Genomic DNA, 22,306 nt, shown 5'->3' on the forward strand with positions numbered 1-22,306 from the left:
CAGTGTGCCATCCACCCCCGACATCCGAGGCCCGACATCTAGGGTGGAGGGATGACCCGGCTGCTCGACCCCGCCGACTGGCGCGCCCGCGAACGCGCGCACGCCGAGCGCGCCGACGCGCTCACCGCCGGGCACCGGGAGCGCAGCGCACGCGGCGAACGGCATCCCGTCGAGGACTTCCTCTACACCTACTACTCGTACTCCCCCGCGCAGCTGCGGCGCTGGCACCCCGGCCCCGGCGTCGAGCTCGCCGGGGCGGCGGGCGAGGAGCGCGCCGGCTGGCGCTGGTACGCGCCGGGCGCCGCGGCGGGCTCGCTCCGCGTGGACGACGCCGCGATGCGCGCCGCGAAGGCGCCGCTGCTCCGCGCGGTCGAACGGATGCTCCGGCTCACCGCCGCCCGGCCGGGGAGCTTCGGCTGCTTCGGCCTGCACGAGTGGGCCATGGTGTACCGCCAGGCCGAGCACCGCCACCCCGTGCCGCTCCGGCTCGGCCGGGCGGCGACCGACGCCGTGGTCGAGGCGCACGAGCTGCGCTGCACGCACATCGACGCCTACCGCTTCTTCACCCCCGAGGCCGTGCCCCGCAACCGCTTCGCGCCGAGCCGCGAGACGCAGCCCGAGTTCGAGCAGCCCGGCTGCCTGCACGCCGGCATGGACGTCTACAAGTGGGCGATGAAGCTCGGGCCGCTCGTGCCCGGCGAGCTGCTGCTCGACGCGTTCGAACTGGCCCGCGACATCCGCGTCCTCGACATGCAGGCCTCGCCCTACGAGATGCGCGCCTGGAGCGGCGAGCCCGTGCGCATCGAGACCGCCGAGGGCAAGGCCGAGTACGTGCGCCGGCAGCGGGGCTTCGCCGAGCGCGCGAACGCCCTCCGCCTCGCCGTGCACGAGGCGGCGTTCGGCGCGGCGCTCAGTCCAGCCACTCCTTCGCCGCGGTGACGAGCGCCGCGACGCCGACCGTCAGCGTCGGCTGCGGCAGCGGCGCGAACTCGGGCGAGTGGTTCGAGGGCAGGTGCTCGGGCAGCCGCCCCTCGGCGAGGCCCGCGCCGAACAGCGCCGGGTCGGCTCCGCCCAGGAACCAGTAGACGAGCGGCGCGTCGGCCGCCGTCGCGAGCACCCCGACGTCCTCGCTGCCGGAGACCGCGCCGGGCTCGAGCACCCGCTCCGCGCCGAACGCCGTGCGCAGCGCCGCGGCGGTGCGGGCGCTCGCGGCGCGGTCGTTCACCGTCACCGGGAAGCGCTCCTCGTAGGCGAACTCCGGCTCGCGCGGCGCCGCGGAGGCGGCCGCCTCGGCCCGGGCGATCCGCTCGATCGCGGCGAGGACCCGCTCGCGCACGTGCTCGTCGAAGGTGCGGACGCTGAGGCCGAGCTTCGCCTCGGGGGGGATGATGTTGTTCTTCGTGCCGGCGTGCAGCTGCCCGACGGTCACGACCGCGGCATCCCCGGCGGCGATCTCGCGCGAGACGATGCCCTGCAGCCGCACCGCCGTCGAGGCGGCGAGGTAGACCGGGTCGACCGTCGTCTCCGGGCGCGAGCCGTGGCCGCCGGTGCCGTGCATGGTGATCGTGAGCGAGTCGGCGCCGGCCATCGCGGGCCCCGGCTGGAGCGCCACGAGGCCGGCCGGCAGCGGCGCGACGTGCTGGCCGAGCACGACGTCGGGGCGCGGCACCCGCTCGTAGAGGCCGTCGGCGAGCATCGCCTCGGCGCCGCCGCCCCACTCCTCGGCGGGCTGGAACAGCACGACGAGGTTGCCCTGCCACGCGGCATCCGCGGCGAGCGCCTCGGCCGCGCCGAGCAGGCAGGTGACGTGCACGTCGTGCCCGCAGGCGTGCATGACGGGCATCTCGGCGCCGTCGGGGTCGACGCCGGTCGCGGTGCTCGCGTAGTCGAGGCCGGTCGCCTCGCGGACGGGCAGGCCGTCCATGTCGGCGCGGAGCAGCACGGTCGGCCCCTCGCCGCGAGCGATGACGCCCGTCACGCCGGTGCGGCCGATGCCCTCGGTCACGGTGTAGCCGAGCCCACGCAGCGCCTCGGCGACGATGCCGGCGGTGCGGTGCTCCTGGAACGACAGCTCGGGGTGGCGGTGCAGGTCTCGGTAGATCGCGTCGAGGTCGAGGCTCATGGGCCGAGCCTAGTCGGGCGGGTCGCGCCGCTGAGGGTCGCTACACTCGCGCCATGCCGACGGATGCCGACGCCACCCTCACCCTCTGCTGCCTGCTCTGGGCGGTGCCCGGCGAGGAGGCCGGACTCGGCGCCTACGAGGACGCCGTGCTCGCGCTCGTCGCCGAGCACGGCGGCGAGGTGCTGAGCCGGGCCCGCGGCGACGGGGCGTCGGGGCATCCGCACGAGGTGCAGCTGTTCCGCTTCGCGGCGCAGGCCGGGCTCGACGGTTACCTCGCCGACCCGCGCCGCCTCGCGCTCGCGGGCGAGCGGGACCGCGTCGTCGCCCGCACCGAGCTCTTCCCCGTCGCCCTCTGAGCTGCGGTTCCCCTTCCCCTCCCGCCCCCTCCTCCACCCCGGCAAGAAGTCACTTTCTGCGGGTGTGACGCGAGCCGGACCCGCAAAGAGTGACGTCTTGCCGGGGTGGAGGAGGGGCAGGGGGGGGGGAGGCGGATGCCGGAGGCGCGCGCCGACGCCCGGCCCCGCGCGGGACCGGGCGTCGACCCGTCTTCAGAGGGCGGATGCCTCGATCAGGCCTCCGACCCGTCGCTCGCCTGCCGGCGGCGGCGCACGGCGATGACCGCGATCACCGCGCCCGCGGCGAGCAGCGCCCCGGCGAGCCAGAGCGCCGTCTGGATCTCCGCGCCCGTGTGCGCGAGGCCGTCGCCGGCCGAGCCGGACCCGTCGCCAGTACCGGGCCCACCGGCGCCGGGCCCGCCCGTGCCGGGCTCACCCGTGCCGGGCTCACCCGTGCCGGGCCCGCCCGTGCCGGGCTCACCGGTTCCCGGCCCGCCGGTCCCCGGGTCGGCCGCGAGGCGGATCGGCGCCCAGCCGATGAGCTCGCCCTCGCTCGACTGCACGACGAGGCGGTGCTCGCCCTCCGGCGCGTCGGCGGGGATCGTCGCACGCACGGCGCCCGCGGCGTCGGACGTCGGGGTGCCGAGCAGCTGCGGCTCCGAGTGCAGCCACACGTTGACGGCGAGCTCGGCGCGGTCGGCGCCGAGGCCGAGCTCGACCTCCTCGCCCGGCTCGGCGCTCGCCGGCGCGGTCACGCCGCCGCGGTTCGCCTCGGTGAGCAGCGACTCGTCGACCGGGGTCGGCTCGACCGGCGGGTTCGGGTCGACCGGCGGCTCGACGCCGGCCTCGGTGACCCACTTGCGCCCGTCGTCGAGCTTCGTGACGGTGAACTCGTCGTAGACGGCGCCGACCGGCAGCGTCGTCGTCGCGTTCGCGGTCTTCTCGGCGAGGTAGGAGCGGTAGACGAGCTGGTTCTTCGTCACGTCGACCACCTGGTACGTGGTGACGCCCGCGCCGCGGAGCACCTGGGTGGCGTTGTTGTTCGTCCAGACGTTCTTCTCGGGCGTCTCGAGCTCGTAGTGCTTCGCGCCCGAGTTCGAGACGATGTAGACGGGGCCGTCGGTGATGCCGGCCGTCTCGGTCGCGTCGTCGTTGTGGTAGCCGCGTGCGTAGGTGTGGTCGTGGCCCATCATCACGAGGTCGATGTCGTGCTCCTCGAAGACAGGGACCCAGTACTTGCGGAGGATCGGCTCGTCACGGCCGGCGGAGGTCGAGTAGACGGGCTGGTGGAAGGTGACGACGTTCCACTTCGACGGGCTCTCGGTGAGCACGTGGTCGAGCCAGGCCGCCTGGAACTGCGTCCACAGCTCGCCGACCTTCGTCTGCGGGCACTCGACGCCCGTGCACGAGGGCAGCACGTCCGGGGTGAGGAACGTCGTGTCGCGGGTCGCGTTCACCGTGATGAAGCGCACGCCCTGGTAGTCGGTGAAGTACACGGTCTCGGTCGCGAACGCGGTCCAGTGCGCGAAGTAGGCGGCGTACTGCTTCGCCACGTCGCTCTCGCCGACGGCGAGCTCGGCGAGCTCCCCGATCGTCTCGGTGGACGGGTTGTTGTGCGGGTACTCGAAGTTCGCCTTCCACGACTTCAGCAGCTTGTCGCCGGAGTACTCGTGGTTGCCGGGTGCCGCCATGACGTTCGTCGTCGCCGCGGAGGTCTGCATGCCCTTGAACCAGTTCAGCCACTCGGTCTCGTTCGACGAGGTGTTGATGAGGTCGCCGGCGTGCACCGAGCCGATCGAGCGCGGGGCCTTCGCCTCCGCCTGCGCGACGACGTTCGGCCAGGTCGAGTCGAGCCCGATCTGCGCGTCGCCGTAGTAGACGAACTGGAAGTCGGTGGCCTTCGGGTTCGCCGTGGTGAAGCGGGTCCATCCGCTCCACGCGCCCTCGAGCCCGACGCGGTACTCGTACGCGGTCGCGGCGGTGAGCCCGTCGACGGTCGCCGAGAAGTGCTGCAGCGGGTTGCCGTTCACCGTGCCCGCGGCGTACGCGTCGACGGTGCGGGTCGCGCCACCTGCGGCGGGCCGGATCTGCACCTGGCCGCTCGTGTGCGAGACGTCGCCCGCGAGCCACGAGAACGACTGCGAGGTCGCGGGCGTCTCGGTCGGCGTGAGGATCACCCGGGTCGGCGGCACCGCGACCGGCTCGCCGGGCGTGCCCGCCTCGGGCAGCAGCGAGATCTTCGGGACGTCGAGGTAGATGTCCGAGCTCGAGGCGCGGTCCTGGAAGAGCGCGATCGCGACGGTGTTCGTGCCGTCGACGAGCACGTCGCCGTCGGCGGTGAAGGTCGAGGCGAGCGGGTCGCCGTTGCTGTCGCCCGCGTACTCGAGGTTCGTCGTGCCGGTCACCCGGCCGTCGACGAAGCCGGCGACCTTCTCGCCGTTCACCCAGACCTGCACGGCGTCGTCGTAGACGAGGTCGCCGACGAGCTGGCCCACTTCGGCCGCGACGCCCGGCTCGAGCTCGAAGCTCGTGCGGAAGAAGTACGTCGGCACGGTGGGGGCCGCCGTGCCGTCGAGGTAGTGGTTCAGCAGCGTCGCGGGCAGGTGCGGGCCGACCGCGGCGAGCTTGCCGCCCTTCGCGCCGAAGCTGCCGGGCGCCTGCTTCCAGTCGGCGTCGTCGTAGCCGGTCGTCGTCCAGACCCGCAGGTTCGCGTCGCCCCGGGCGGGATCGGTGCCGTCGTCGAGGTAGTGCCAGGTGGTGGTGCCGTCGACCACCGGAGCGGTCGGCACCTCGATCGCGGGCTCGGCGGCGGCGGCCGTGGCCGGCACCGCGAGCCCGGCGACCGCGAGGCCCAGCAGCGCGGCGGTCGCCGCGCCGCGCCGGGCCCGGCGCATCGTCGTCATCGTCATCGTCGTCTCATCCTCATTCGTCTCGCGCGTTCACTCGTTCGGGCGCGCGCGACCGCACCCGCCCGAGGTGGGGCGGGTGCGGAGCGCGGGCTTTCGCCAAGTGAATCGGCGGCGGATGACCCGGGGCTGGCCCTCGGATGACGTCGCGGTGAACCCGGGGTGCACGAGGGGGCCTCGGCATCCCTCCGGTGTCAGCGGACCGCGAGCCACTCCGCGAACGTCTGCCATCCGAGCTCGGCGTCGGGGCCGGGCAGCGCCGCGCCGCGCCGCATCTCGCCCATGCCTCGGATGGGGAGGGAGACCGGCAGCACCGGCCCGCGCCGACCCTCGGCGCGGACGAGCCGGCGGATGAGCTCGGCGAGCTGCTCCTCCCGGGGGCCGGCGAGGTCGCGGGCTCGGCCCAGGGGCTCGCCCTCGGCGCGCGCGACGAGGTGCTCGGCGACCTCGCGGGCCGCGATCGGCTGCGTGCGCATCCGCGCCGCGAGCTGGATGCCCGCGACCCGGAGCCGCCCCGCCATCTGCCCGGCGAACTCGTGGAACTGCGTCGCGCGGAGGATCGTGTGCGGCACGCCGCCGGCCGCGACGACGCGCTCCTGGGCGAGCTTCGCCTCGTAGTACGCGTAGGGGATGCGGTCGATGCCGACGATCGAGAGCAGCACGTGATGGCGGACGCCCGCCTCGCGTTCGGCGGCGAGGAGCGTGCGCGAAGTCCCCGTGAAGAAGCGCTCGGCGGTCTCCCGGTCGATGGCGTTCACGTTCGCCGCGTCGACGACCGCGTCGACCCCGGCGAGCGCGGCGGCGAGCCCTGCGCCCGTCGTGAGGTCGACGCCGGCGGAGCGGGCGAGCACGACGGTCTCGTGCCCGCGCTCGCGCGCGACCTCGACGATGTGCCGGCCGACCGTGCCGGTCCCTCCCGCGATGGCGATCCTCACCGTGTCCTCCGTTCCGGGCCTGCGGCCCTCGGCGGGCCCAGCGCCCGCCCTCATCACTCCGACGGCGCAGCGCGCCGGAATGTCAGGCGGGTCTCCCGGCGTGGCAGGCTGGGCGCATGCGCACGGTGGATGCCTCGTCCGACGCGGTCGCCGCGGAGCGGCCGGCCCTCCTCGGGCTCGCGTACCGCCTGCTCGGCTCCTTCGCCGAGGCCGAGGACGCGGTGCAGTCGGGGTACGAGCGCTGGCTGCGGCTGCCGGAGGCGGAGCGGGCGGAGATCCGTTCCCCCGGCGCCTGGCTCACGAAGGTCGTCGGCCGGATCTGCCTCGACGAGCTCGGCTCGGCCCGCGCCCGCCGCGAGGCCTACGTCGGCGAGTGGCTGCCCGAGCCGTTGCCCGATGCGCCCGGCGCGTTCGGCGGCCGCTTCGCCGCGGCGCCGCCCGTGGACCCCGCCGAGCACGCCGAGCTCGCGGAGGGGGTGTCGACCGCGATGCTCGTCGTCCTGGAGACACTGACTCCGGCCGAGCGCGTCGCCTTCGTGCTGCATGAGGCGTTCGGCCTGCCGTTCGCGGAGATCGCCGAGGTCGCCGGGCGCTCCCCGGGCGCCTGCCGTCAGCTCGCCTCGAGCGCCAGGGCGCGGGTGCGGGCCGGGCGCGCGGGTGCGGCGTCGGCCGAGCAGCACGCCGCGGTCGTGCACGCGTTCCTCGCGGCGGCCGCGACCGGTGAGATCGCGGCGCTCGTGCGACTGCTCGACCCGGAGGTCCGGCTCGTCGCCGACGGCGGCGGCCTCGTCTCGGCCGCCCGCCGGCCCGTCCTCGGCGCCGAGCACGTGGCGCGCTACGTGCTCGGCATCATCGCCAAGCGCGGCGAGGGGCTGTCGATCTCGCTGCGGGACGCGGCCTCCGGGTACGTCGCGGTCTTCGCCCAGGACGGCGTCGTCGACACGGTCGTCTCGGTGGAGGTGCGCGGGGGCCGGCTCTCGGAGCTCTGGCTCGTGCGGAACCCCGAGAAGCTCACCCGCTGGCAGGACCTCGCGGCGTAGCGGCCCCGCGCCGTGCGCTTGCGCCCGCCAGGCGCTCGCTGCTACGGTCGTCCACCTATGGGTACGCTGATCCGCCACTGAGGTGGCCCCGCCGCGTCGAGCATCGCTCCGCGGCATCCGTTCCAGGCACCGTCGAGTGCCGGCCATCCTCACCCCGATCCGTGATCGCGCGCCGCGCCGGGTCCGCGCGCCCGCCACCGGCGCTTCGACGACGAAGCCGGCCCGTGCGCCGATCGACGGATCGAGATTGCGAGTCGCACATGACCGCCCGAATCCATCTCTCCCTCCGCGGCGCGAGCCTGCGCTTCGCGGAGCACCTCGTGCTCGACCGGGTCGACCTCGAGCTCGGCGCGGGCGAGCGCATCGCGCTCGTCGGCGACAACGGCGCGGGCAAGACGACGCTGCTTCGGCTCATCGCGGGCGAGCTCGTGCCCGATGCCGGCGAGCGGACGCTCGTCGCACCCGGCGGGGTCAGCGCGCTCGAGCAGTCGCTCGAACTCCCCGATCGGGCGACGGTCGCCGGCGCGATCGACGCCTGCTGGCGGGAGCTGCGCGAGCTCGAGCGCGAGATCGCCGCGGCGGGGACGGCGCTCGCCGGTCCCGGCGGCGCCGGCCTCGACGGCGCGGAGCTCGACGCCGCGCTCGCCCGGTACGCCGCGCTCGTCGACCGCTACGAGGCGCGCGACGGCTACGGCGCTCCGGCCCGGCTGGATGCGGGGCTCGCGGCGCTCGGTGTCGGCGGCATCGCGCGTTCGCGGGAGTGGCACCGGCTGTCCGGCGGCGAGCGTGCGCGGATCGTGCTGGCCGCCGCGCTCGCCTCGAACGCGGAGCTGCTGCTGCTCGACGAGCCGACGAACGACCTGGACGACGACGCCTGGGACTGGCTCGTCGACGCGCTCGCCCGGCACCGGGGCACGGTCGTCGCGGCCTCGCACGACCGCGCCTTCCTCGCCCGGTGGACGAGTGCGATCTGGGAGCTCGCCGGCGGGTCCGTCACCCGCTCCGGCGACGGCTACGCCGGGTATCTCGCGGCGAAGGCCGCCGAGCGGGAGCGGCAGCGGCTCGCCCACGAGGCCTGGCTCGCCGAGCGGGAGCGCCACCTCGCCCTGCTCGGGGCGAACGCGGGGCGGCTCGCCGCCATCCCGCGCAAGCTCGACAAGCCGGGCATGGGGGCCGGGGCGTTCCGCGCACGCGGGCGCGACCACGGCGCGATGGGCCGCATCCGCAACGCGAAGGAGCGGCTCGCCCGGCTCGCCGCGGAGCCCGTCGCGCCGCCGGCCGAGCCGCTGCGGTTCACGGCGGGTGCGCTTCGGGCGCGGACGGATGCCTCGGCGGAGCGCGGTGCGCCGGGCGAGCCGATCCTCCGCGTCGCGGGGCTCGCCGTGCTCGGCGAGCCGGTGCCCGACTTCGAGCTGGGCCAGGGTGGGCGCCTGCTCGTCACCGGCCCGAACGGCGCCGGCAAGACGACGCTGCTGCGCAGCATCGCGGGCGAGCTGCCGGCCGGGGGCGGCGAGGTCGGGCGCCGCGGCGCCGTGGGCTGGCTGCGGCAGCAGGCGGGCCGGATCGACGACCCGCGGCGCTCGCTCGTCGAGGCGTACGCCGCGGGGCTGCGCGAGGGGCGGGATGCCGCGGCCGAACGACTGGCGGCGCTCGGACTGTTCCACGAGTCGGAGCTGGAGCGGCCGCTCGGCGGGCTGTCGTACGGGCAGCGCCGCCGGCTCGAGCTCGCCCTGCTCGTGAGCCGGGACGTCGAGCTGCTGCTCCTCGACGAGCCGACGAACCACCTCGCGCCGCTCCTCGTCGACGAGCTCGAGGCCGCCGTCGCGGGCTTCGCGGGGGCGGTCGTGCTCGTCACGCACGATCGGCGGTTGCGGGAGCGCTTCCGCGGCGAGCGGCTCGAGCTCGGCTGCCGCACCTGCCGGTGACCCATCCGTCTCACCTCGGCAAGACGTCACTTTTTGCGGGTCGCGCGGCGCCGGCACCCGCAAAAAGTGACCGCACGCCGGCGCGCGGGCGGGACGGGAGTGGCCGGGCGGCGGATGCGGGGGCTGGCTCAGTCGAAGGCGACCGCCCGCACCGGGGCGCCGTCGAGGTCGACCCGGAGCGGGAAGAAGCCCACGCGGACCCGCTCCGGCAGCCCGTCGAGCCCGCACAGGTTCTCGACGATGAGCCGGTCGCCGCCGAGCACGACCTCGTGCACCGGGAATCCGGCCTCCCCGCCGCCCGCGCTCGGGTCGGGGCTCAGCGTGTCCACGGCGAGCACGTGCATCCCGCGGCGCACGAGTTCGGCCGCGGCGGCCGGGTCGAGCGCGGGGTGGTCGAGCGCCTCGTCGGTGTCGAAGCGTTCGGCCCAGCCCGTGCCGAGGATCACGATCGGCGGCACGCGTTCGGGCAGGGCGCCGCCGAGCGCCCGCTCGAACTCGACGAGCCCGTAGCGCTGCCCGGCGCCGAGCCCGGCGAGGTGCACGACGAGGGCCTCGCCGACGAGCTCGTCGAGCCCGATCGCGCCGGTGGTGCGACCGCCGGCGACGGTGTGCGAGGGGGCGTCCAGGTGGGTGCCGGTGTGCGAGCCCAGGTGCAGCCGGGCGACGTCGACGCCGTCGCGCTCGAGGTGCAGCGCCGCTTCGATCGCGACCTCGGGGTCGCCCGGATAGACCCGCATGCCCGAGTCGATCGGGCGGCTGAGCTCACGCATCGCGGCCGGTGCCGGTCGAGGCATCCGCCCCGCCCTCCGCGTGGGCTGCGGCCTTCGCGCGCCGCCTCGCCTCGATGGCGCGCTCGGCGTCGCCGAGCACCGCCTCGTCCATCGCCTGGATGCCGGTGGTGTCGGCCTGCGCGACGGCGTCGGCGAGGTGCACGCTCGCCTCCCGGCGGGTGCGGGCCCGCTCCGGCAGCATCGCCAGCAGGTAGATCGTGAACGTCACGACGAACGCGGGGATCGTCGCCCCGACCGGGCTCGGCCAGACGTACACCCAGAGGTAGGAGGCGGTCGCGCCGATCGCCCAGGCGCCCACCGCGATCCAGTTCACCCCGCCGAGGTACCAGTAGCGACCGCCGCGGCGGCGCAGGAGGTCGACGGTGTAGCTCGCGCGCTTCACGAGGTAGTAGTCCACGATCATGATCGCGAACACCGGCACGAAGAACGCGCCGATCACGATGAGGAAGTTCGTGAACTGGTCGAGCAGTGCGAGCCAGGTCGCGCCGAGGATCGAGATCGCCCCGACCACGAGCGCCGTCGGCAGGAAGCGCAGCTTCGCCCGGCCGGCGGCGGCGTGCACGATCGAGGTGGTCATGCCGTAGACGACCATCGAGTTCGTCGCCATCACCGAGACGAAGATGACGATCGCGATCGGGGCGCCGAACGCCGCCACGAGCACGCCCGGGTCGAAGGCGAGCGGCTCCCCGCCGCTCAGGATGACGTAGCCGATCGCCGTGGCGCCGAGGGTCATCGCGATGACCGTGGAGAGGGTGTAGCCGAGTCCCGCGCCGAGGAAGCCGGCCCGGCTCGTCGCGGCGAGCCGGTTGAAGTCGGCCGAGAGCACCGTCCAGCTCACCGCGGTCGCGACGACGATGTCGAGCACGATCGCGGGGGTCTGCCCGATCGAGGGGTCCGCCGGGATGGCGAAGTAGTCGCCGGGCGCGAAGCTCGTGAAGGCGATGACGAAGATCCAGGCGATGATCGCGAGCATGAGCACCGCGAGCCAGGGCTCGACCTTCGCGATGCCCTCGTGGCCGAAGATCGCGAGCAGCACGACGATCGTCTGGCACAGCACCGAGAACAGGATCGGGTTCGAGAATCCGGTGAGGCTCGACACGAGCGCGTCGACCGTGACGCCGGCGAGCATCGCCTGCACCCAGCTCCAGCCCATCAGGATGACGAGGTTCGCCGCCATCGGCAGGAACCCGCCGCGCGTGCCGAAGGCCCCGCGGGCGAGCGCCATCGTCGGCAGGCCCGTGCGGGTGCCGATGTTGCCGATCAGGGTGAGCACGACGGCCCCCGCGACCGTGCCCGCGACGATCATCGTGATCGCGGTGCCGTACTCGACGCCCGGCACGAACAGGGTGCCGGTGAGCAGGGTCGTGACGACGAGGTTCGCGGCGAGCCAGATCATGCCGATCCGGGGCGTGGACAGGGTGCCGCGGACCGGCCCCGAGGTGTCGGACTGCGCCGCGAGGCGGCGGTCGAGACGGCGATACAGCGACATTGCGTGCTCCTGGGGGAATGTGGGGTTCGGTCGGCGCGGCTCAGGCGGATGCCGGCGAGAGGTGCTCGTGCACGGCGAGCAGCTGCGCGCCGTCGACGCGGAAGACGATGGTCTCCCGCTCGCGGTAGGCGTCCTCGCCCTCGCCCGTGTCGACGCGGGTCGCGACGTCATGGCTGAAGACGGCGCCGCCGGGGTACGCCTGCACGAGGCGGGCGGTGGAGCGGCAGTCGAGGACGCGCCATCCGCCCTCGACCCAGCCCTGCCAGAGCGCCTCGTAGGCGGCGCGGTCGTCGAGTCTGGCCGCCTCGGTGTGGAAGAGGAAGCTCGCCTCGGGCGCGAAGCCGGCGAAGTAGCGTCCGCCGTCGGTCGCCGCGAAGGCGTCGATGATCGCGTCGGCGGCGGCGAGCACCTCCTCGGTGCGCGGGGTGCGGGTGGTCATCGGGGGTCTCCTTCGATCCGGTGCTGCGTCGGGGGTCGGACGCGGTTCAGCCGCGCGGGGCCATCGCGCTGATCAGCTCGTACGCGACGTGCGAGGCGGCGACGGCGGTGAGCTGGGCGTGGTCGTAGGCGGGCGCGACCTCGACGACGTCGGCGCCGACGATGCGCTGGTCGGCGAGGGCGCGGATGATCCGGAGCAGCTCGCGGCTCGTGAGCCCGCCCGCCTCCGGCGTGCCGGTGCCGGGCGCGTGCGCCGGGTCGAGCACGTCGATGTCGATCGAGAGGTAGAGGGGCTTGCCGTCGATGCGGGCGCGGATGCGCTCGATCGCCGCCTCGACGCCGCGCTCCTCGATGTCCTCGCTCGTGACGACGGCGAAGCCCAGGCGGGCGTCGTCGCTCAGGTCCTCGACGCCGTAGAGCGGCCCGCGGGTGCCGACGTGCATGCTCGCCGTCAGGTCGATGAGCCCCTCCTCGGAGGCACGACGGAAGGGGGTGCCGTGGGTGATCGGGGCGCCGAAGTAGGTGTCCCAGGTGTCGAGGTGCGCGTCGAAGTGAAGCACCGCGACGGGGCCGTGCTGCGCCGTGACGGCGCGGAGCAGCGGCAGCGCGATGGTGTGGTCGCCGCCGATGACGACCAGGCGGTCGGCCTGCTCGGCGAGCGCCCGCGCGCCGGCCTCGACGTCGGCGACGGCCTCGTCGATGCTGAACGGGTTCACGGCGAGGTCGCCGGCGTCGGCGACCTGCTGCACGGCGAAGGGCTCGACGCCCTGCGCCGGGTTGAAGGGGCGGAGCAGGCGCGATGCCTCGCGCACGTGCGCGGGACCGAACCGCGCGCCGGGCCGGTAGCTGACGCCGCTGTCGAACGGCACGCCGACGACGGCGATGTCCGCGTGCTCGACGTCCTCGAGCCGCGGCAGCCGGGCGAAGGTGGCGATGCCCGCGAAGCGCGGCACGCGGCTCGCGTCGACCGGGCCGATCGGCTGCGCTCGCTCGGTGGGCTGCGGCTCGGGCACGTCGTTGGGTTGCATATTAGTAAACCTTTGATATTCTGGATGAAACTCGCGGGCCATGCTACGGCGTGGAATGCGGCGACGCAAGCATGCGTGCGCCGCATCCCTCCGGCCGCGCCCATCGCCAGTCGGACCGGCGGGCCATCCGCGATCCGAACCGAGCGAAGGAGCCGCATGCGCCGCGCCGTCCCACCAGGCCCCAGCTCCTCGCCGCTCGCGATCGGCGCGCACCTGCGCAACGCGCGTACGGCCCAAGGGCTCACCCTCGCCCAGCTCGCCGAGGCGAGCGGACTGACGAAGGGCTTCATCAGCCGCCTCGAGCGCGACGAGACCTCCCCCTCCGTGGCGACGCTGCTGCAGCTCTGCCAGGTGCTCTCGCTGCCGATCGGCTCACTGTTCGCCGAACCCGAGATCCAGGTCGTCGGCTACGACGACGCGCCCCGGGTGAACTTCGGCGGCACGCACGTGACCGAGCGGCTCATGTCGCCGCGCAGCGAGTCGCGGGTGCAGCTGCTGCGCTCGGAGATGGCCCCGGGGGCGTCCGGGGGCGGCGAGCTCTACACGATCTCGAGCGACGTCGAGGTGCTGCACGTGCTGTCGGGGGCGCTGACGGTGCGATTCGTCGACCGCGACGTCCAGCTCGTCGCGGGCGACGCGCTCACCTTCCCCGGGCGCGAACCCCACAGTTGGACCGCCGACCCCGAGCTCGGCGCCGAGGTCATGTGGGTCATCGTTCCCGCGCCGTGGAGCGGCACGAGCTAGGCCCGCTCGACCCCCTTGCCGCGGCGCGCGCCGAGGCGCGCCGTGCGGCGGCGGGCCGCCTCGTGCGCCGCGCGCAGCAGCGCCACGAGCTCGTCGAAGGTCTCGCTGGGATTCACCACGGCCAGCCAGCCGTTCGGTCCGTACACGGGGTGCGGGCCGAGCACGTCGACGGCCGTGAAATCCCGGTGCACCGCGAGGGAGCGCGGGTCCTCCCCCGTCACTCGCCGGAACGTCGCCCGATCGACGTGCACGTTGACACGGTACCTGCCGGGCTCGTCGAGGCGCGAGGCGGTGTCGTCCGGGTAGTCCTTCGTCACGATCGTGCCGTACGGCTGGGTGCGCTCCGGCATCCGTCCGTCGGGGGCGTGGTAGAAGAAGGCGTCGCCCCAGGCGAGCTCGGGAAACGGCCCGCCCGGGGCGGGCTCGACGACGAGCACGCCGTCGAAGGAGCGGACGGCGTCGAGGATCTGCTGCATACTCATCATTCGAGTGTGAACTTCAAGTGCTTCTTGGGGGTGTGCATGGCGCGCGAACTGCGCACGGCCGAACTCGCCCGCGCCGCCGGGTACTCCGACCAGCAAGTGCGCGATCTCGAACGCCTCGGCGTGATCCCGCCGGCCGCGCGCTCGGCCAACGGGTACCGCAGCTACACCGGCGCGCACCTCGTCGCCCTCCGCGCCTACCGTGCGCTCGCGCTGGCGATCGGACCGGTCGCCGCGCGCGCCGCGCTCGCCGAGCTCCGCACGCGGCCGCTCGCCGACGCGGCAGCGGTGGTCGACGAACTGCACGCGGGGATCTCCCGCGAGCGGGAGCGGGTGCGGGCGGCGCTGGCGGGGCTCGCGGCGATCGCGACGGATGCCTCGGCGGCTGAGCCCTCGGCGGAGACGATGTCGATCACCGAGCTGGCCGCGGCGCTCGGCGTGCGCAGCTCGACGCTGCGCTTCTGGGAGGCCGAGAGCCTGCTCAGCCCCGATCGCGTCGGTTCCGTCGCGGCCCGCAGCTACCCGCCGCCGCAGATCGTCGTCGCGCGCATCGTCGCGGCCCTCCGCGAGGGCGGCGCCGGCATCCCTGAGGTGCGGGCCGTGGTCGACACCCTCGGCGAGCCGGCCGGCGTGGCGAGCGCCTCCGCCGCCCTCGACGGTCGACTCCGAGCACTCGCCGCGCGCAGCGCGAAACTCCTTCGGGCGAGCGCGGCGCTCGTCGAACTGATCGAGGGGCTCGACACCGCCGGTCCGTCCGTTCCATCCGCACCATCCGCTCACAGGGGACGTGTCGGCTGAGCTATCCACATTCGAACGGGATTTCGAAGCTCTCGAGCCGATCCGCGTAGCGTCGAGGTATGGAACCTCCCACCGACCCGCGCGTTCGGGCCGCCGCACTCACCGCGCTGGCAGAGCGTCTCGACGCCCTCGGTGCCGCATGGCAGGGCGGAACCATCATCGGCGCCCCGGCCCCGCCTCCGGGCGATGCCGGCGCCGTCGATGCGCGGGCGCTGAGCGACGACGGGCTCGTCCGGGTGCTCGGGGCGGTCGCCGAACTCGCGCGCGCGGTCGACGCGATCGGCAGCGCCTGCGCGGCCGAACTCGCGTCGAGGTGCACCGGTATCCCGGGCGACGACCCCGCGCGCGATCGCGGCTACGCGAATCCCGCCCGGCTCGTCGCCGACGCGACGCGCACGCGCCTTCGCGACGCGCACGCGCTGATCGCCGTCGGCGCGGCGACCGCTGAGCGCAGTTCGCTCGCGGGCGAGTCACTGCCACCGCGGTTCGCCCACCTGGCCGCCGGCCTCGGGGCCGCGACGATCGGGCTCGACGCTGCAGAGACCATCCGACGCTTCCTCGACCGGGTCGCGCCTCGCGTCGCCGCTCCCGCGCTCGAGGCCGCCGAGCGGTTCCTCGTCGAGCAGGCGGGCGAGGTCGGGCCCGAACGGCTGACGCAGCTCGTCAAGCTCCTCGAAGCCCGACTCGACCCCGACGGCGTGCGGCCGCGCGAAGACGAGCTGCGCGCACGGCGAGGGCTGCGCATCTGGGAGGACGCGGCGGGCATGGTGAACGTTCGCGGCGCGTTCGACCCGGTGAACGGCGCCGCTGTGAAAGCCGCCGTCGACGGGCTCGTCGGCGCCGAGCTGCACCGCGCGCGTGACGCCGGGCACGGGCACGGGCACGGGCACGGGCACGGGCACGACGATGCCCGCGTCGCCGAACACCGCACCATCGCCCAGCTGAACGCCGACGCCCTCGCCGACCTCGCACGGCACGCGCTCGGCTGCACCTCGGTTCCCACCCTGCGGCAGACCACCGTCGTGATTCGCGCCGATGCCGAGGCGCTCCTCACCGAGCACGGGCACGGCACGATCGACGGGCTCGAGCAGCCGATCTCGATCGCGAGCGTTCGTGCGCTCATCACCGGCGCAGGCATCGCGCCACTGTTCGTCGGCGAGGGTAGCGAACCGCTGCAGCTCGGCCGCTCGGTCCGCCTGTTCAGCCCGGCCCAGAAGCTCGCGCTCGCCGATCGCGACGGCGGGTGCGCCTGGCCTCACTGCTCGCGCCCGCCGTCGCACACCGAGGCGCACCACCTCGCCTGGTGGCATCGCGACGACGGCCGCACCGACCTCGACAACGGCATCCTGCTCTGCAGCCACCATCACCACCGCGTCCACGACGACGGCTGGCGCATCATCGTCCGAGCAGGCCAGCGCTGGTTCATCCCGCCGCCGCACGTCGACCCGCACGGCGTCCCGATCGCCGCCAACACCTCCGCCGATCGACGGATGAGACTACTCGCCCGCGCGATGGCGGCGGCGTAAGGCAGACAGCCCCGCGGGGGTCAGGCCGGCCGCACCGGTTGACGCAACACCGTTCGGAGCTTCTCGGGCGGGGTGCGGCGGGCGTCGCTCAAGTAGATCTCGTGGTGGTCTCCGGCGAAGGTGAGCCCGTGCTCGGGCATGAACACATCGTGCAGCTTCGCGAGCGTCGGCCCCTCGTCGTCGTACGAGCCGAGGTGCAGGATCTGCACGCACCGACCCTCGTGCAACCGGCGCAGCTCGAGGCGCTCGATCGCGTCGCGCAGCTCGGCCGGCGCCTTCTCGAGGGCGCGGGCACGGGCGACCGCGAGGTGCGAGCCGTCGAGCCACTCGGGCTGCACGACGAGCATGGTCCAGCTCCACGCGGACTTGTCGCGGGAGACGAAACTCGTCGGATCGTCGGCCCGCCACAGTCCCTCGAGCGGCGCGACCACGAGGTCTCGGCCGAGCTCGCGCTTGCTCAGGAACTTCAGCGCGTAGGCGACCGAGTACAGCGCTTGCACGGCTTGGGCGTAGGCGGGCGCGGTGTTCGGATCGCCGTGGCCGTCGATCGCGAGCGCCTGCATGGGCGGCACGTCGACGACGGAGAAGTCGCGCGCGCTCGGCGCGTAGAGCGACCGGAACTCGCGCTTGACGTCGTACTTCGCCTCGACCATGCCGCGACGATAGCGCCGACCGGTGACACCGAGGGCGCCGACGAGCTCAGAACGCCGACAGCAGCGCGCTCTGCAGCAGGCTCGCGATGAGCGTGAGGAGCGCCGCCCCGCCGAGCGCGACACCCGCGCCGGCTCGAGCCCGCCCTGATCCGCGCCGCACGAGCACGACGATCCCCGTCGCGACCGCGACGAGCGCGCAGAGCGCGACGAGCACGCCCTGCACGAGCTGCACCACGTTCAGCAGCGTCACGAGATCGACTGCCGCGCCGGCGGTCGTGTAGATCATCGGCAGCGCCAGCTGGAACGCCACCTGCAGCGCCACGAGGACGAGCCCGGCCACGAGCGAGACCACCGCGAGCGCCGAGCTCGCGCGCGGCGAAGGGGGCTGCGGCGAGTACTGCGGCTGCACGGAGGGGTCGCTGGCGCTCATGGGCCTCATGATGCCGCATCCGCATCCCCCGGTCGAGGGGCAGGACTCCCCGTGACGCCCGGACTACGCCTCGACGGTTCGCAGATGGACGCGCTCGCCCTGCGCGCTCAGCAGGTTCAGCACCTCCGCGGGCTCGGCGGAGGCGCTCACCATGCCGTGCGGCACCCGGGTATCGAATTCGGCGGCCTCGCCGGGCTCGAGCACGAGCTCCTCGTCGCCGAGGGCGAGCCGCACCCTGCCGCTCAGCACGTAGATCCAGTCGTATCCGCCGTGCGTGCGCTGCGGCACCGGCGACTCGGGCGGATGCCCCGGCAGCACCATCTTGTACGCGTGCAGTCCGGGGGTGTCGCGGGTGAGGGGGATGATCGCCTTCCCATCCCGGTAGAAGGGCTTGGGCCGCACTCGCGGGTCCGCGATCTGCGGGGCGCCGACGAGGTCGTCGAGACTCACCCGGTAGGCGGTGGCGAGCCGCATCAGCAGGTCGAGCGTCGGCCGCCGGCCGCCCGACTCCAGGCGCGAGAGCGTGCTCACCGAGATGCCGGTGCGCTCGGAGAGCTCGGCGAGGGTCGCCCCACGGCGCTGGCGGAGCGCCCGCAGCCGCGGCGCGACGGCGTCGAGCGATCGCTCGAGTTCGTCGGGCTGCGATCCTGGCTCGAGTTCCGGATCCCATCCCTGCGTCATCATCAGCCTCCCACGCCCCGCATTTGCTGCTTCGGCAAACCAGCTTGCCACACTGATGCGGTCACCGCAGGATCGGAGCCATGGAGAACCGCACGCAGCACCAGTACGACGTCGTCATCGTCGGCGGCGGCCCCGCCGGCCTGAGCGCCGCCCTCATGCTCGGCAGGTCCCGCCGGCGCGTCCTCGTCGTCGACGAGGGCCGCCCCCGCAACCGCTTCGCCGGGCACATGCACGGCGTGCTGGGCCGCGACCACACCTCGCCGCTCGAGCTACTGGCCGAGGGCCGCCGCGAGCTCGGCCGCTACGACGGCGTCGAGCTGCGCGAGAGCGCGGTCGTCGGCGCGACGCGAGCAGGGGACGCCGATGCTGAGCCGGCGGGCTTCCTCATCGAGCTCGGCGACGGCGCGACGGTCTCCACCCGCCGCCTGCTCGTCACGAGCGGCCTCCGCGACGAGCTGCCCGACGTCCCGGGTCTCGCCGAGCTCTGGGGCCGCGGCGTCTTCGTCTGCCCCTACTGCGACGGCTGGGAGGTGCGCGACCGGCGGATCGCCGTGCTCGCCGGCGAGCAGCCCAACCCGCATCAGGCGCAGCTGATGCGCCAGCTCTCCGACGACGTCGTCTTCCTCACCGGTGGCCGCCCGATCGACGACGCCACCCGGTCCGGGCTGCTCGCCCGCGGGATCCGAGTCGAGGAGCGCCCCCTCGCGCGCGTGACGACGGACACGGAGGGCGCACTCGCCGCAGTGGAGCTCGCCGACGGCGCGACGCTGCCGGTCGACGCGCTCTTCGTCGCGCCCGTGCCGGCCCCGCTCGACGGGCTCCTCCGCACGCTCGGCGCCGAGCACGCCGAGCATCCGATGGGCGGCTCGTTCGTGGTCGTCGACGCGATGGGGCGCACGGACGTGCCCGGCCTCTGGGCCGCCGGCAACGTGACGGATCCGCGCTCCTCGGTGCCGTTCGCGATGGCGGGCGGGAACTTCACGGGCGCGGCGATGAACGCCGCCCTCGTCGAGGAGGAGGTCGAGCTGGCGATCGAGCAGACGACCGCGACGAGCGCCGCCGCCTCCTAGACCGGCAGCCGCGGGACGACCATCGGCGTGCCGGTGTGCGGGTCCGGCACGATCGTGCAGGGCAGCCCGAACACCCGCTCGACGAGTTCCGCCGTCAGCACCTCGCCGGGGTCGCCGGTCGCGACGACCTCGCCGTCTCGCATGACGACGAGGTGGTCGGCGTAGCGGGCGGCCTGGTTGAGGTCGTGCAGCACGGCGACGAGCGTGCGGCCGCCCGCCCGGTGCAGGCCGCGCAGCAGCTCGAGCAGCTCGTACTGGTGGGCGATGTCGAGGAACGTGGTCGGCTCGTCGAGCAGTAGCAGCGGCGTCTCCTGCGCGAGCACCATCGCCACCCACACCCGTTGCCGCTGGCCGCCGGACAGCTCGTCGACCGGCCGGCCCGCGAGCTCGGCGGTGTTCGTCGCGGCGAGCGCCGCGGCGACGGCGGCCTCGTCGGCGACGCTCCACTGCCGGAAGAGCCCCTGATGCGGATGCCTCCCCCGCGCCACGAGGTCGGCGACCGTGATGCCCTCCGGCGCGATGGAGCTCTGCGGCAGCAGCCCGAGCCGGCGGGCCACCTCTTTCGCCGGGTAGTCGGTGATCGTGCGGCCGTCGAGCACGACACGCCCCGCGGCGGGGGCGAGCACCCGGGCGAGCGCCCGCAGCAGCGTCGACTTGCCGCAGGCGTTCGGTCCGACGACGACCGTGAAGGAGCCGGTCGGGATGTCGAGCGAGAGCCGCTCGACGATCGTGCGCCGTTCGTAGGCGAGGGTGACGTGCTCCGCCGCGAGGCGGGCCGGCGAGGCATCCGCGTCGTTCGCGACCATCGTCGCGCCGGCTCTCGTTCGGGTCATCGTCGTCTCGCTTCCGTGATGAGCAACCAGATCAGGTAGACGCCGCCGACGCTCACCGTGACGACGCCGACGGGCAGCTGGGTGGGCGCGAACAGCCGCTGCGCGGCGTAGTCGCTCGCGGTGAGCAGCAGCGCACCCATCGCCGCGGCCCCCGCGAGCGTCACGCCCGCCGAGCGGCTGAGTCGTCGCGCGAGCTGCGGCGCGGCGAGCGCGACGAAGGCGATCGGCCCCGCCGCGGCGACCGAGGTCGCGGTGAGCGCGACGCCGAGGACGACGAGCACGAGCCGGGTGCGTCCGGTGCGCACGCCGAGCGCGGTCGCGGCGTCGTCGCCGAGCTCCAGCAGGTGCAGGCGGCGGCTCATCGCCGCCGCGACCGCCCAGAGCACGAGCAGCACGGCCGCGGCGGGCACGGCCTGCGCCCAGCCGACGGCGTTCAGCGAGCCGCTCGACCAGGCGGCGGCCGCGAGGGCGACGTTCAGCTCCGCGCTGAGGATGAGCCACGTGTTCAGCGAGGCGAGCATGGCCGCGACCCCGATGCCGACGATGATCAGCCGGAAGCCGTGGAAGCCGCGCCGGTAGGCGAGCAGGTAGACCACGACCGCGGTCGCGAAGCCGCCGAGCAGCGCGCCGGAGGCGGTCGCGAGGTAACCGGTGCCGGTCGTGATGATGACGAGCAGCCCGCCCGTGTAGGCCCCGGTGTCGAAGCCGATGACGTCGGGGCTGCCGAGCGGATTGCGGGTGATCGACTGGAAGATCGCGCCCGCGGCACCGAGCGCTGCGCCGAGCATGAGCGCGAGCAGCACGCGCGGCAGCCGCCAGTCGAGCACGACGAGGTTCGTGCGGCGGTCGCCCTGGCCGAGGAGGGCGCCGACGACGTCGCCGAGCGGCACGACGAAGTCGCCGGTGCCGAGGCTCATCACGCCGACCGCGAGGGCGGCGGCGAGCAGGGCGGCGACGACGACGGCGTGGCGCACCCCGAAGCGGATGCCGAATCCGCCGCCGGCCGAGCGGACGACGACCGCCCTGGGCGGTGCCTGCACGCTCACAGCCCGCTCACCCGCCGGCGGCGCACGAGCGCGATGAGCACGGGTGCGCCCACGAAGGCGGTCACGATGCCGACGGGCAGCTCGCCGCTCGGCAGCACCACGCGGCCGGCGACGTCGCTCGCGAGCAGCAGCACGGGGGCCGCGACGGCGCTGCCGGCGAAGATCCAGCGCTGGTCGGGGCCGGTGAACCAGCGCACCGCGTGCGGCACCATGAGCCCGACGAAGCCGATCGGGCCGGCTGCGGCGGTCGCCGCCCCGCAGAGCAGGGTGACGGCGACGATCGACACGATCCGGGTGCGCACGATGCGCGATCCGAGCGCGACGGCGAGCTCGTCGCCGAGCGCGACCGTGTTGAGCGGCCCGGCGGCCCAGGCGGCGAGGACGAGGCCGACGAGGACGAAGGGCGTCACCCAGGCCAGCAGCTCGGGCGGGGCGACGACGATGCTGCCGGCGTTCCAGCCGCGCATCCGGTCGAAGACCTCGGGCAGGAGCAGCGTGATGCCGCTCGTGATGCCGGCGAGGAACGCCCCGATCGCGACGCCGCCGAGGGTGATCCGCAGCGGGTCGGGCCCGCCCCGGCCGGCGCTGCCGATGAGGTACACGCCGACGGTCGCGATGATCGCGCCGCCGAAGGCGAACCACACGGTCGCCCCGAGCGAGGTGAGTCCGAACGCCGCGGCCCCCGCCGTCACCGCGAACGCGGCGCCGGCGTTGACCCCGAGCAGGCCCGGATCGGCGAGCGGGTTGCGGGTGAACGCCTGCATCACCGCGCCGGCGACGCCGAGCGCCGCGCCGACGAGGATGCCGAGCAGGGTGCGCGGCAGTCTCAGCTCGCGCACGATCGTCCCGGCCTCGTCGGCCGACCCCCCGATCGCGGCGAGCACCTCGGCGATCGACAGTCCCTTCGATCCGATCGCGAGGCTGAGGGCGACGCACCCGGCGAGCACCGCGAAGGCGATGCAGAAGCCGAGCGCACGCCGCGCGGCCGAGCCGGCGAGCGTGCGCCGGACCTCCTCGGTCACGGCCATCGGCGG

At 74.4% G+C, this 22,306-nt stretch carries 22 protein-coding genes; 8 read left to right on the forward strand and 14 right to left on the reverse strand.

Going from position 1 to position 22,306, the window contains the following annotated elements; translation table 11 throughout:
* The first annotated feature begins 51 nt into the window (after positions 1–51).
* Entirely contained in the window at positions 52–939 is an 888-nt protein-coding gene (locus MTP13_RS00385; protein ID WP_243569101.1) for a 3-methyladenine DNA glycosylase, read from the forward strand.
* On the opposite strand, the gene MTP13_RS00390 is transcribed toward MTP13_RS00385, so the two are convergent.
* Entirely contained in the window at positions 911–2,122 is a 1,212-nt protein-coding gene (locus MTP13_RS00390; protein ID WP_243569102.1) for an amidohydrolase, read from the reverse strand. The genes MTP13_RS00385 and MTP13_RS00390 overlap by 29 nt on opposite strands.
* Before the next feature lie 53 nt (positions 2,123–2,175).
* Here MTP13_RS00390 and MTP13_RS00395 point away from each other — a divergent pair, with 53 nt between their 5' ends.
* The gene (locus MTP13_RS00395) at positions 2,176–2,478 is read left to right on the forward strand and encodes a hypothetical protein (protein WP_243569103.1); all 303 of its coding nucleotides are present in this window, start codon (positions 2,176–2,178) and stop codon (positions 2,476–2,478) included.
* Between the two features lie 212 nt (positions 2,479–2,690).
* Here the strand turns inward: MTP13_RS00395 and MTP13_RS00400 are convergent, their stop codons facing one another.
* Both MTP13_RS00400 and MTP13_RS00405 read right to left on the reverse strand, forming a co-directional pair.
* Positions 2,691–5,366 carry a purple acid phosphatase family protein gene (locus tag MTP13_RS00400; RefSeq protein WP_243569104.1) on the reverse strand — a complete coding sequence of 892 codons (2,676 nt, stop codon included), beginning with the start codon at positions 5,364–5,366 and terminating at the stop codon, positions 2,691–2,693.
* Between the two features lie 191 nt (positions 5,367–5,557).
* A complete protein-coding gene (locus MTP13_RS00405; protein WP_243569105.1) occupies positions 5,558–6,298 on the reverse strand; it encodes an SDR family oxidoreductase in 741 nt (246 codons plus the stop codon).
* Between the two features lie 116 nt (positions 6,299–6,414).
* Between MTP13_RS00405 and sigJ the strand changes: the two genes are divergently transcribed.
* A complete protein-coding gene (gene sigJ, locus MTP13_RS00410) occupies positions 6,415–7,338 on the forward strand; it encodes an RNA polymerase sigma factor SigJ (protein ID WP_243569106.1) in 924 nt (307 codons plus the stop codon).
* Positions 7,339–7,598: 260 nt separating this feature from the next.
* Positions 7,599–9,263 (forward strand): ATP-binding cassette domain-containing protein, encoded by a 1,665-nt coding sequence (locus tag MTP13_RS00415; RefSeq protein ID WP_243569107.1) that lies wholly within the window; start codon positions 7,599–7,601, stop codon positions 9,261–9,263.
* A 128-nt stretch (positions 9,264–9,391) separates the two neighbouring features.
* Here the strand turns inward: MTP13_RS00415 and MTP13_RS00420 are convergent, their stop codons facing one another.
* The 4 genes from MTP13_RS00420 to speB are packed head-to-tail and all read right to left on the reverse strand — an operon-like array spanning position 9,392 to position 13,009.
* Positions 9,392–10,057 (reverse strand): cyclase family protein, encoded by a 666-nt coding sequence (locus tag MTP13_RS00420; RefSeq protein WP_243569108.1) that lies wholly within the window; start codon positions 10,055–10,057, stop codon positions 9,392–9,394.
* Positions 10,026–11,543, reverse strand: a complete 1,518-nt coding sequence (locus MTP13_RS00425; protein ID WP_243569109.1) for a purine-cytosine permease family protein — start codon at positions 11,541–11,543, stop codon at positions 10,026–10,028. Before MTP13_RS00425 ends, MTP13_RS00420 begins: the two co-directional genes overlap by 32 nt.
* 40 nt (positions 11,544–11,583) lie before the next feature.
* Complete coding sequence (locus tag MTP13_RS00430) at positions 11,584–11,982, reverse strand: nuclear transport factor 2 family protein (RefSeq protein ID WP_243569110.1); 399 nt, start codon at positions 11,980–11,982, stop codon at positions 11,584–11,586.
* A gap of 46 nt (positions 11,983–12,028) precedes the next feature.
* Entirely contained in the window at positions 12,029–13,009 is a 981-nt protein-coding gene (gene speB / locus MTP13_RS00435) for an agmatinase (RefSeq protein WP_243569111.1), read from the reverse strand.
* A gap of 156 nt (positions 13,010–13,165) precedes the next feature.
* Here speB and MTP13_RS00440 point away from each other — a divergent pair, with 156 nt between their 5' ends.
* Positions 13,166–13,753 carry a helix-turn-helix domain-containing protein gene (locus MTP13_RS00440; RefSeq protein WP_243569112.1) on the forward strand — a complete coding sequence of 196 codons (588 nt, stop codon included), beginning with the start codon at positions 13,166–13,168 and terminating at the stop codon, positions 13,751–13,753.
* Here MTP13_RS00440 and MTP13_RS00445 read toward each other — a convergent pair.
* Positions 13,750–14,235: a DUF6194 family protein gene (locus tag MTP13_RS00445; protein WP_243569113.1), complete on the reverse strand. Its 486-nt coding sequence runs from the start codon at positions 14,233–14,235 to the stop codon at positions 13,750–13,752. The genes MTP13_RS00440 and MTP13_RS00445 overlap by 4 nt on opposite strands.
* 39 nt (positions 14,236–14,274) lie before the next feature.
* Here MTP13_RS00445 and MTP13_RS00450 point away from each other — a divergent pair, with 39 nt between their 5' ends.
* Together MTP13_RS00450 and MTP13_RS00455 are read left to right on the forward strand one after the other, a co-directional pair.
* Positions 14,275–15,033: a MerR family transcriptional regulator gene (locus tag MTP13_RS00450; RefSeq protein WP_243569114.1), complete on the forward strand. Its 759-nt coding sequence runs from the start codon at positions 14,275–14,277 to the stop codon at positions 15,031–15,033.
* Positions 15,034–15,092: 59 nt separating this feature from the next.
* Positions 15,093–16,559 carry an HNH endonuclease signature motif containing protein gene (locus MTP13_RS00455; protein ID WP_243569115.1) on the forward strand — a complete coding sequence of 489 codons (1,467 nt, stop codon included), beginning with the start codon at positions 15,093–15,095 and terminating at the stop codon, positions 16,557–16,559.
* Between the two features lie 20 nt (positions 16,560–16,579).
* Here MTP13_RS00455 and MTP13_RS00460 read toward each other — a convergent pair whose 3' ends face one another.
* The 3 genes from MTP13_RS00460 to MTP13_RS00470 all read right to left on the reverse strand — a co-directional run bounded on the left by MTP13_RS00460 (position 16,580) and on the right by MTP13_RS00470 (position 18,326).
* Positions 16,580–17,212: a GyrI-like domain-containing protein gene (locus MTP13_RS00460; RefSeq protein ID WP_243569116.1), complete on the reverse strand. Its 633-nt coding sequence runs from the start codon at positions 17,210–17,212 to the stop codon at positions 16,580–16,582.
* A gap of 46 nt (positions 17,213–17,258) precedes the next feature.
* A complete protein-coding gene (locus MTP13_RS00465) occupies positions 17,259–17,642 on the reverse strand; it encodes a hypothetical protein (RefSeq protein ID WP_243569117.1) in 384 nt (127 codons plus the stop codon).
* A 63-nt stretch (positions 17,643–17,705) separates the two neighbouring features.
* The gene (locus tag MTP13_RS00470) at positions 17,706–18,326 is read right to left on the reverse strand and encodes a helix-turn-helix domain-containing protein (RefSeq protein WP_243569118.1); all 621 of its coding nucleotides are present in this window, start codon (positions 18,324–18,326) and stop codon (positions 17,706–17,708) included.
* Between the two features lie 77 nt (positions 18,327–18,403).
* Here MTP13_RS00470 and MTP13_RS00475 point away from each other — a divergent pair, with 77 nt between their 5' ends.
* Positions 18,404–19,393 (forward strand): NAD(P)/FAD-dependent oxidoreductase, encoded by a 990-nt coding sequence (locus MTP13_RS00475; RefSeq protein WP_243569119.1) that lies wholly within the window; start codon positions 18,404–18,406, stop codon positions 19,391–19,393.
* On the opposite strand, the gene MTP13_RS00480 is transcribed toward MTP13_RS00475, so the two are convergent.
* From MTP13_RS00480 to MTP13_RS00490, 3 genes are read right to left on the reverse strand one after another with little or no spacing between them, the layout of a single operon-like run.
* On the reverse strand, positions 19,390–20,226 hold the full coding sequence (locus MTP13_RS00480) for an ABC transporter ATP-binding protein (protein WP_243569120.1): 837 nt from the start codon (positions 20,224–20,226) through the stop codon (positions 19,390–19,392). The genes MTP13_RS00475 and MTP13_RS00480 overlap by 4 nt on opposite strands.
* Positions 20,223–21,272, reverse strand: coding sequence for a FecCD family ABC transporter permease (locus MTP13_RS00485; protein ID WP_243569121.1), 1,050 nt, complete (start codon positions 21,270–21,272; stop codon positions 20,223–20,225). The genes MTP13_RS00480 and MTP13_RS00485 overlap by 4 nt, the downstream gene beginning before the upstream one ends.
* A complete protein-coding gene (locus tag MTP13_RS00490) occupies positions 21,269–22,300 on the reverse strand; it encodes an iron chelate uptake ABC transporter family permease subunit (RefSeq protein WP_243569122.1) in 1,032 nt (343 codons plus the stop codon). Before MTP13_RS00490 ends, MTP13_RS00485 begins: the two co-directional genes overlap by 4 nt.
* Between the last annotated feature and the right edge of the window lie 6 nt (positions 22,301–22,306).

It is taken from the genome of Agromyces soli (genome assembly GCF_022811605.1).
Taxonomy (GTDB): domain Bacteria; phylum Actinomycetota; class Actinomycetes; order Actinomycetales; family Microbacteriaceae; genus Agromyces; species Agromyces soli.

Coding starts and splice junctions, on each gene's coding strand:
- MTP13_RS00385 (WP_243569101.1), top strand. CDS start 52: ATGACCCGGCTGCTCGACCCCGCCGACTGGCGCGCCCGCGAACGCGCG.
- MTP13_RS00390 (WP_243569102.1), bottom strand. CDS start 2,122: ATGAGCCTCGACCTCGACGCGATCTACCGAGACCTGCACCGCCACCCC.
- MTP13_RS00395 (WP_243569103.1), top strand. CDS start 2,176: ATGCCGACGGATGCCGACGCCACCCTCACCCTCTGCTGCCTGCTCTGG.
- MTP13_RS00400 (WP_243569104.1), bottom strand. CDS start 5,366: ATGACGATGACGACGATGCGCCGGGCCCGGCGCGGCGCGGCGACCGCC.
- sigJ (WP_243569106.1), top strand. CDS start 6,415: ATGCGCACGGTGGATGCCTCGTCCGACGCGGTCGCCGCGGAGCGGCCG.
- MTP13_RS00415 (WP_243569107.1), top strand. CDS start 7,599: ATGACCGCCCGAATCCATCTCTCCCTCCGCGGCGCGAGCCTGCGCTTC.
- MTP13_RS00420 (WP_243569108.1), bottom strand. CDS start 10,057: ATGCCTCGACCGGCACCGGCCGCGATGCGTGAGCTCAGCCGCCCGATC.
- MTP13_RS00425 (WP_243569109.1), bottom strand. CDS start 11,543: ATGTCGCTGTATCGCCGTCTCGACCGCCGCCTCGCGGCGCAGTCCGAC.
- MTP13_RS00430 (WP_243569110.1), bottom strand. CDS start 11,982: ATGACCACCCGCACCCCGCGCACCGAGGAGGTGCTCGCCGCCGCCGAC.
- speB (WP_243569111.1), bottom strand. CDS start 13,009: ATGCAACCCAACGACGTGCCCGAGCCGCAGCCCACCGAGCGAGCGCAG.
- MTP13_RS00440 (WP_243569112.1), top strand. CDS start 13,166: ATGCGCCGCGCCGTCCCACCAGGCCCCAGCTCCTCGCCGCTCGCGATC.
- MTP13_RS00445 (WP_243569113.1), bottom strand. CDS start 14,235: ATGAGTATGCAGCAGATCCTCGACGCCGTCCGCTCCTTCGACGGCGTG.
- MTP13_RS00450 (WP_243569114.1), top strand. CDS start 14,275: ATGGCGCGCGAACTGCGCACGGCCGAACTCGCCCGCGCCGCCGGGTAC.
- MTP13_RS00455 (WP_243569115.1), top strand. CDS start 15,093: ATGGAACCTCCCACCGACCCGCGCGTTCGGGCCGCCGCACTCACCGCG.
- MTP13_RS00460 (WP_243569116.1), bottom strand. CDS start 17,212: ATGGTCGAGGCGAAGTACGACGTCAAGCGCGAGTTCCGGTCGCTCTAC.
- MTP13_RS00465 (WP_243569117.1), bottom strand. CDS start 17,642: ATGAGCGCCAGCGACCCCTCCGTGCAGCCGCAGTACTCGCCGCAGCCC.
- MTP13_RS00470 (WP_243569118.1), bottom strand. CDS start 18,326: ATGATGACGCAGGGATGGGATCCGGAACTCGAGCCAGGATCGCAGCCC.
- MTP13_RS00475 (WP_243569119.1), top strand. CDS start 18,404: ATGGAGAACCGCACGCAGCACCAGTACGACGTCGTCATCGTCGGCGGC.
- MTP13_RS00480 (WP_243569120.1), bottom strand. CDS start 20,226: ATGACCCGAACGAGAGCCGGCGCGACGATGGTCGCGAACGACGCGGAT.
- MTP13_RS00490 (WP_243569122.1), bottom strand. CDS start 22,300: ATGGCCGTGACCGAGGAGGTCCGGCGCACGCTCGCCGGCTCGGCCGCG.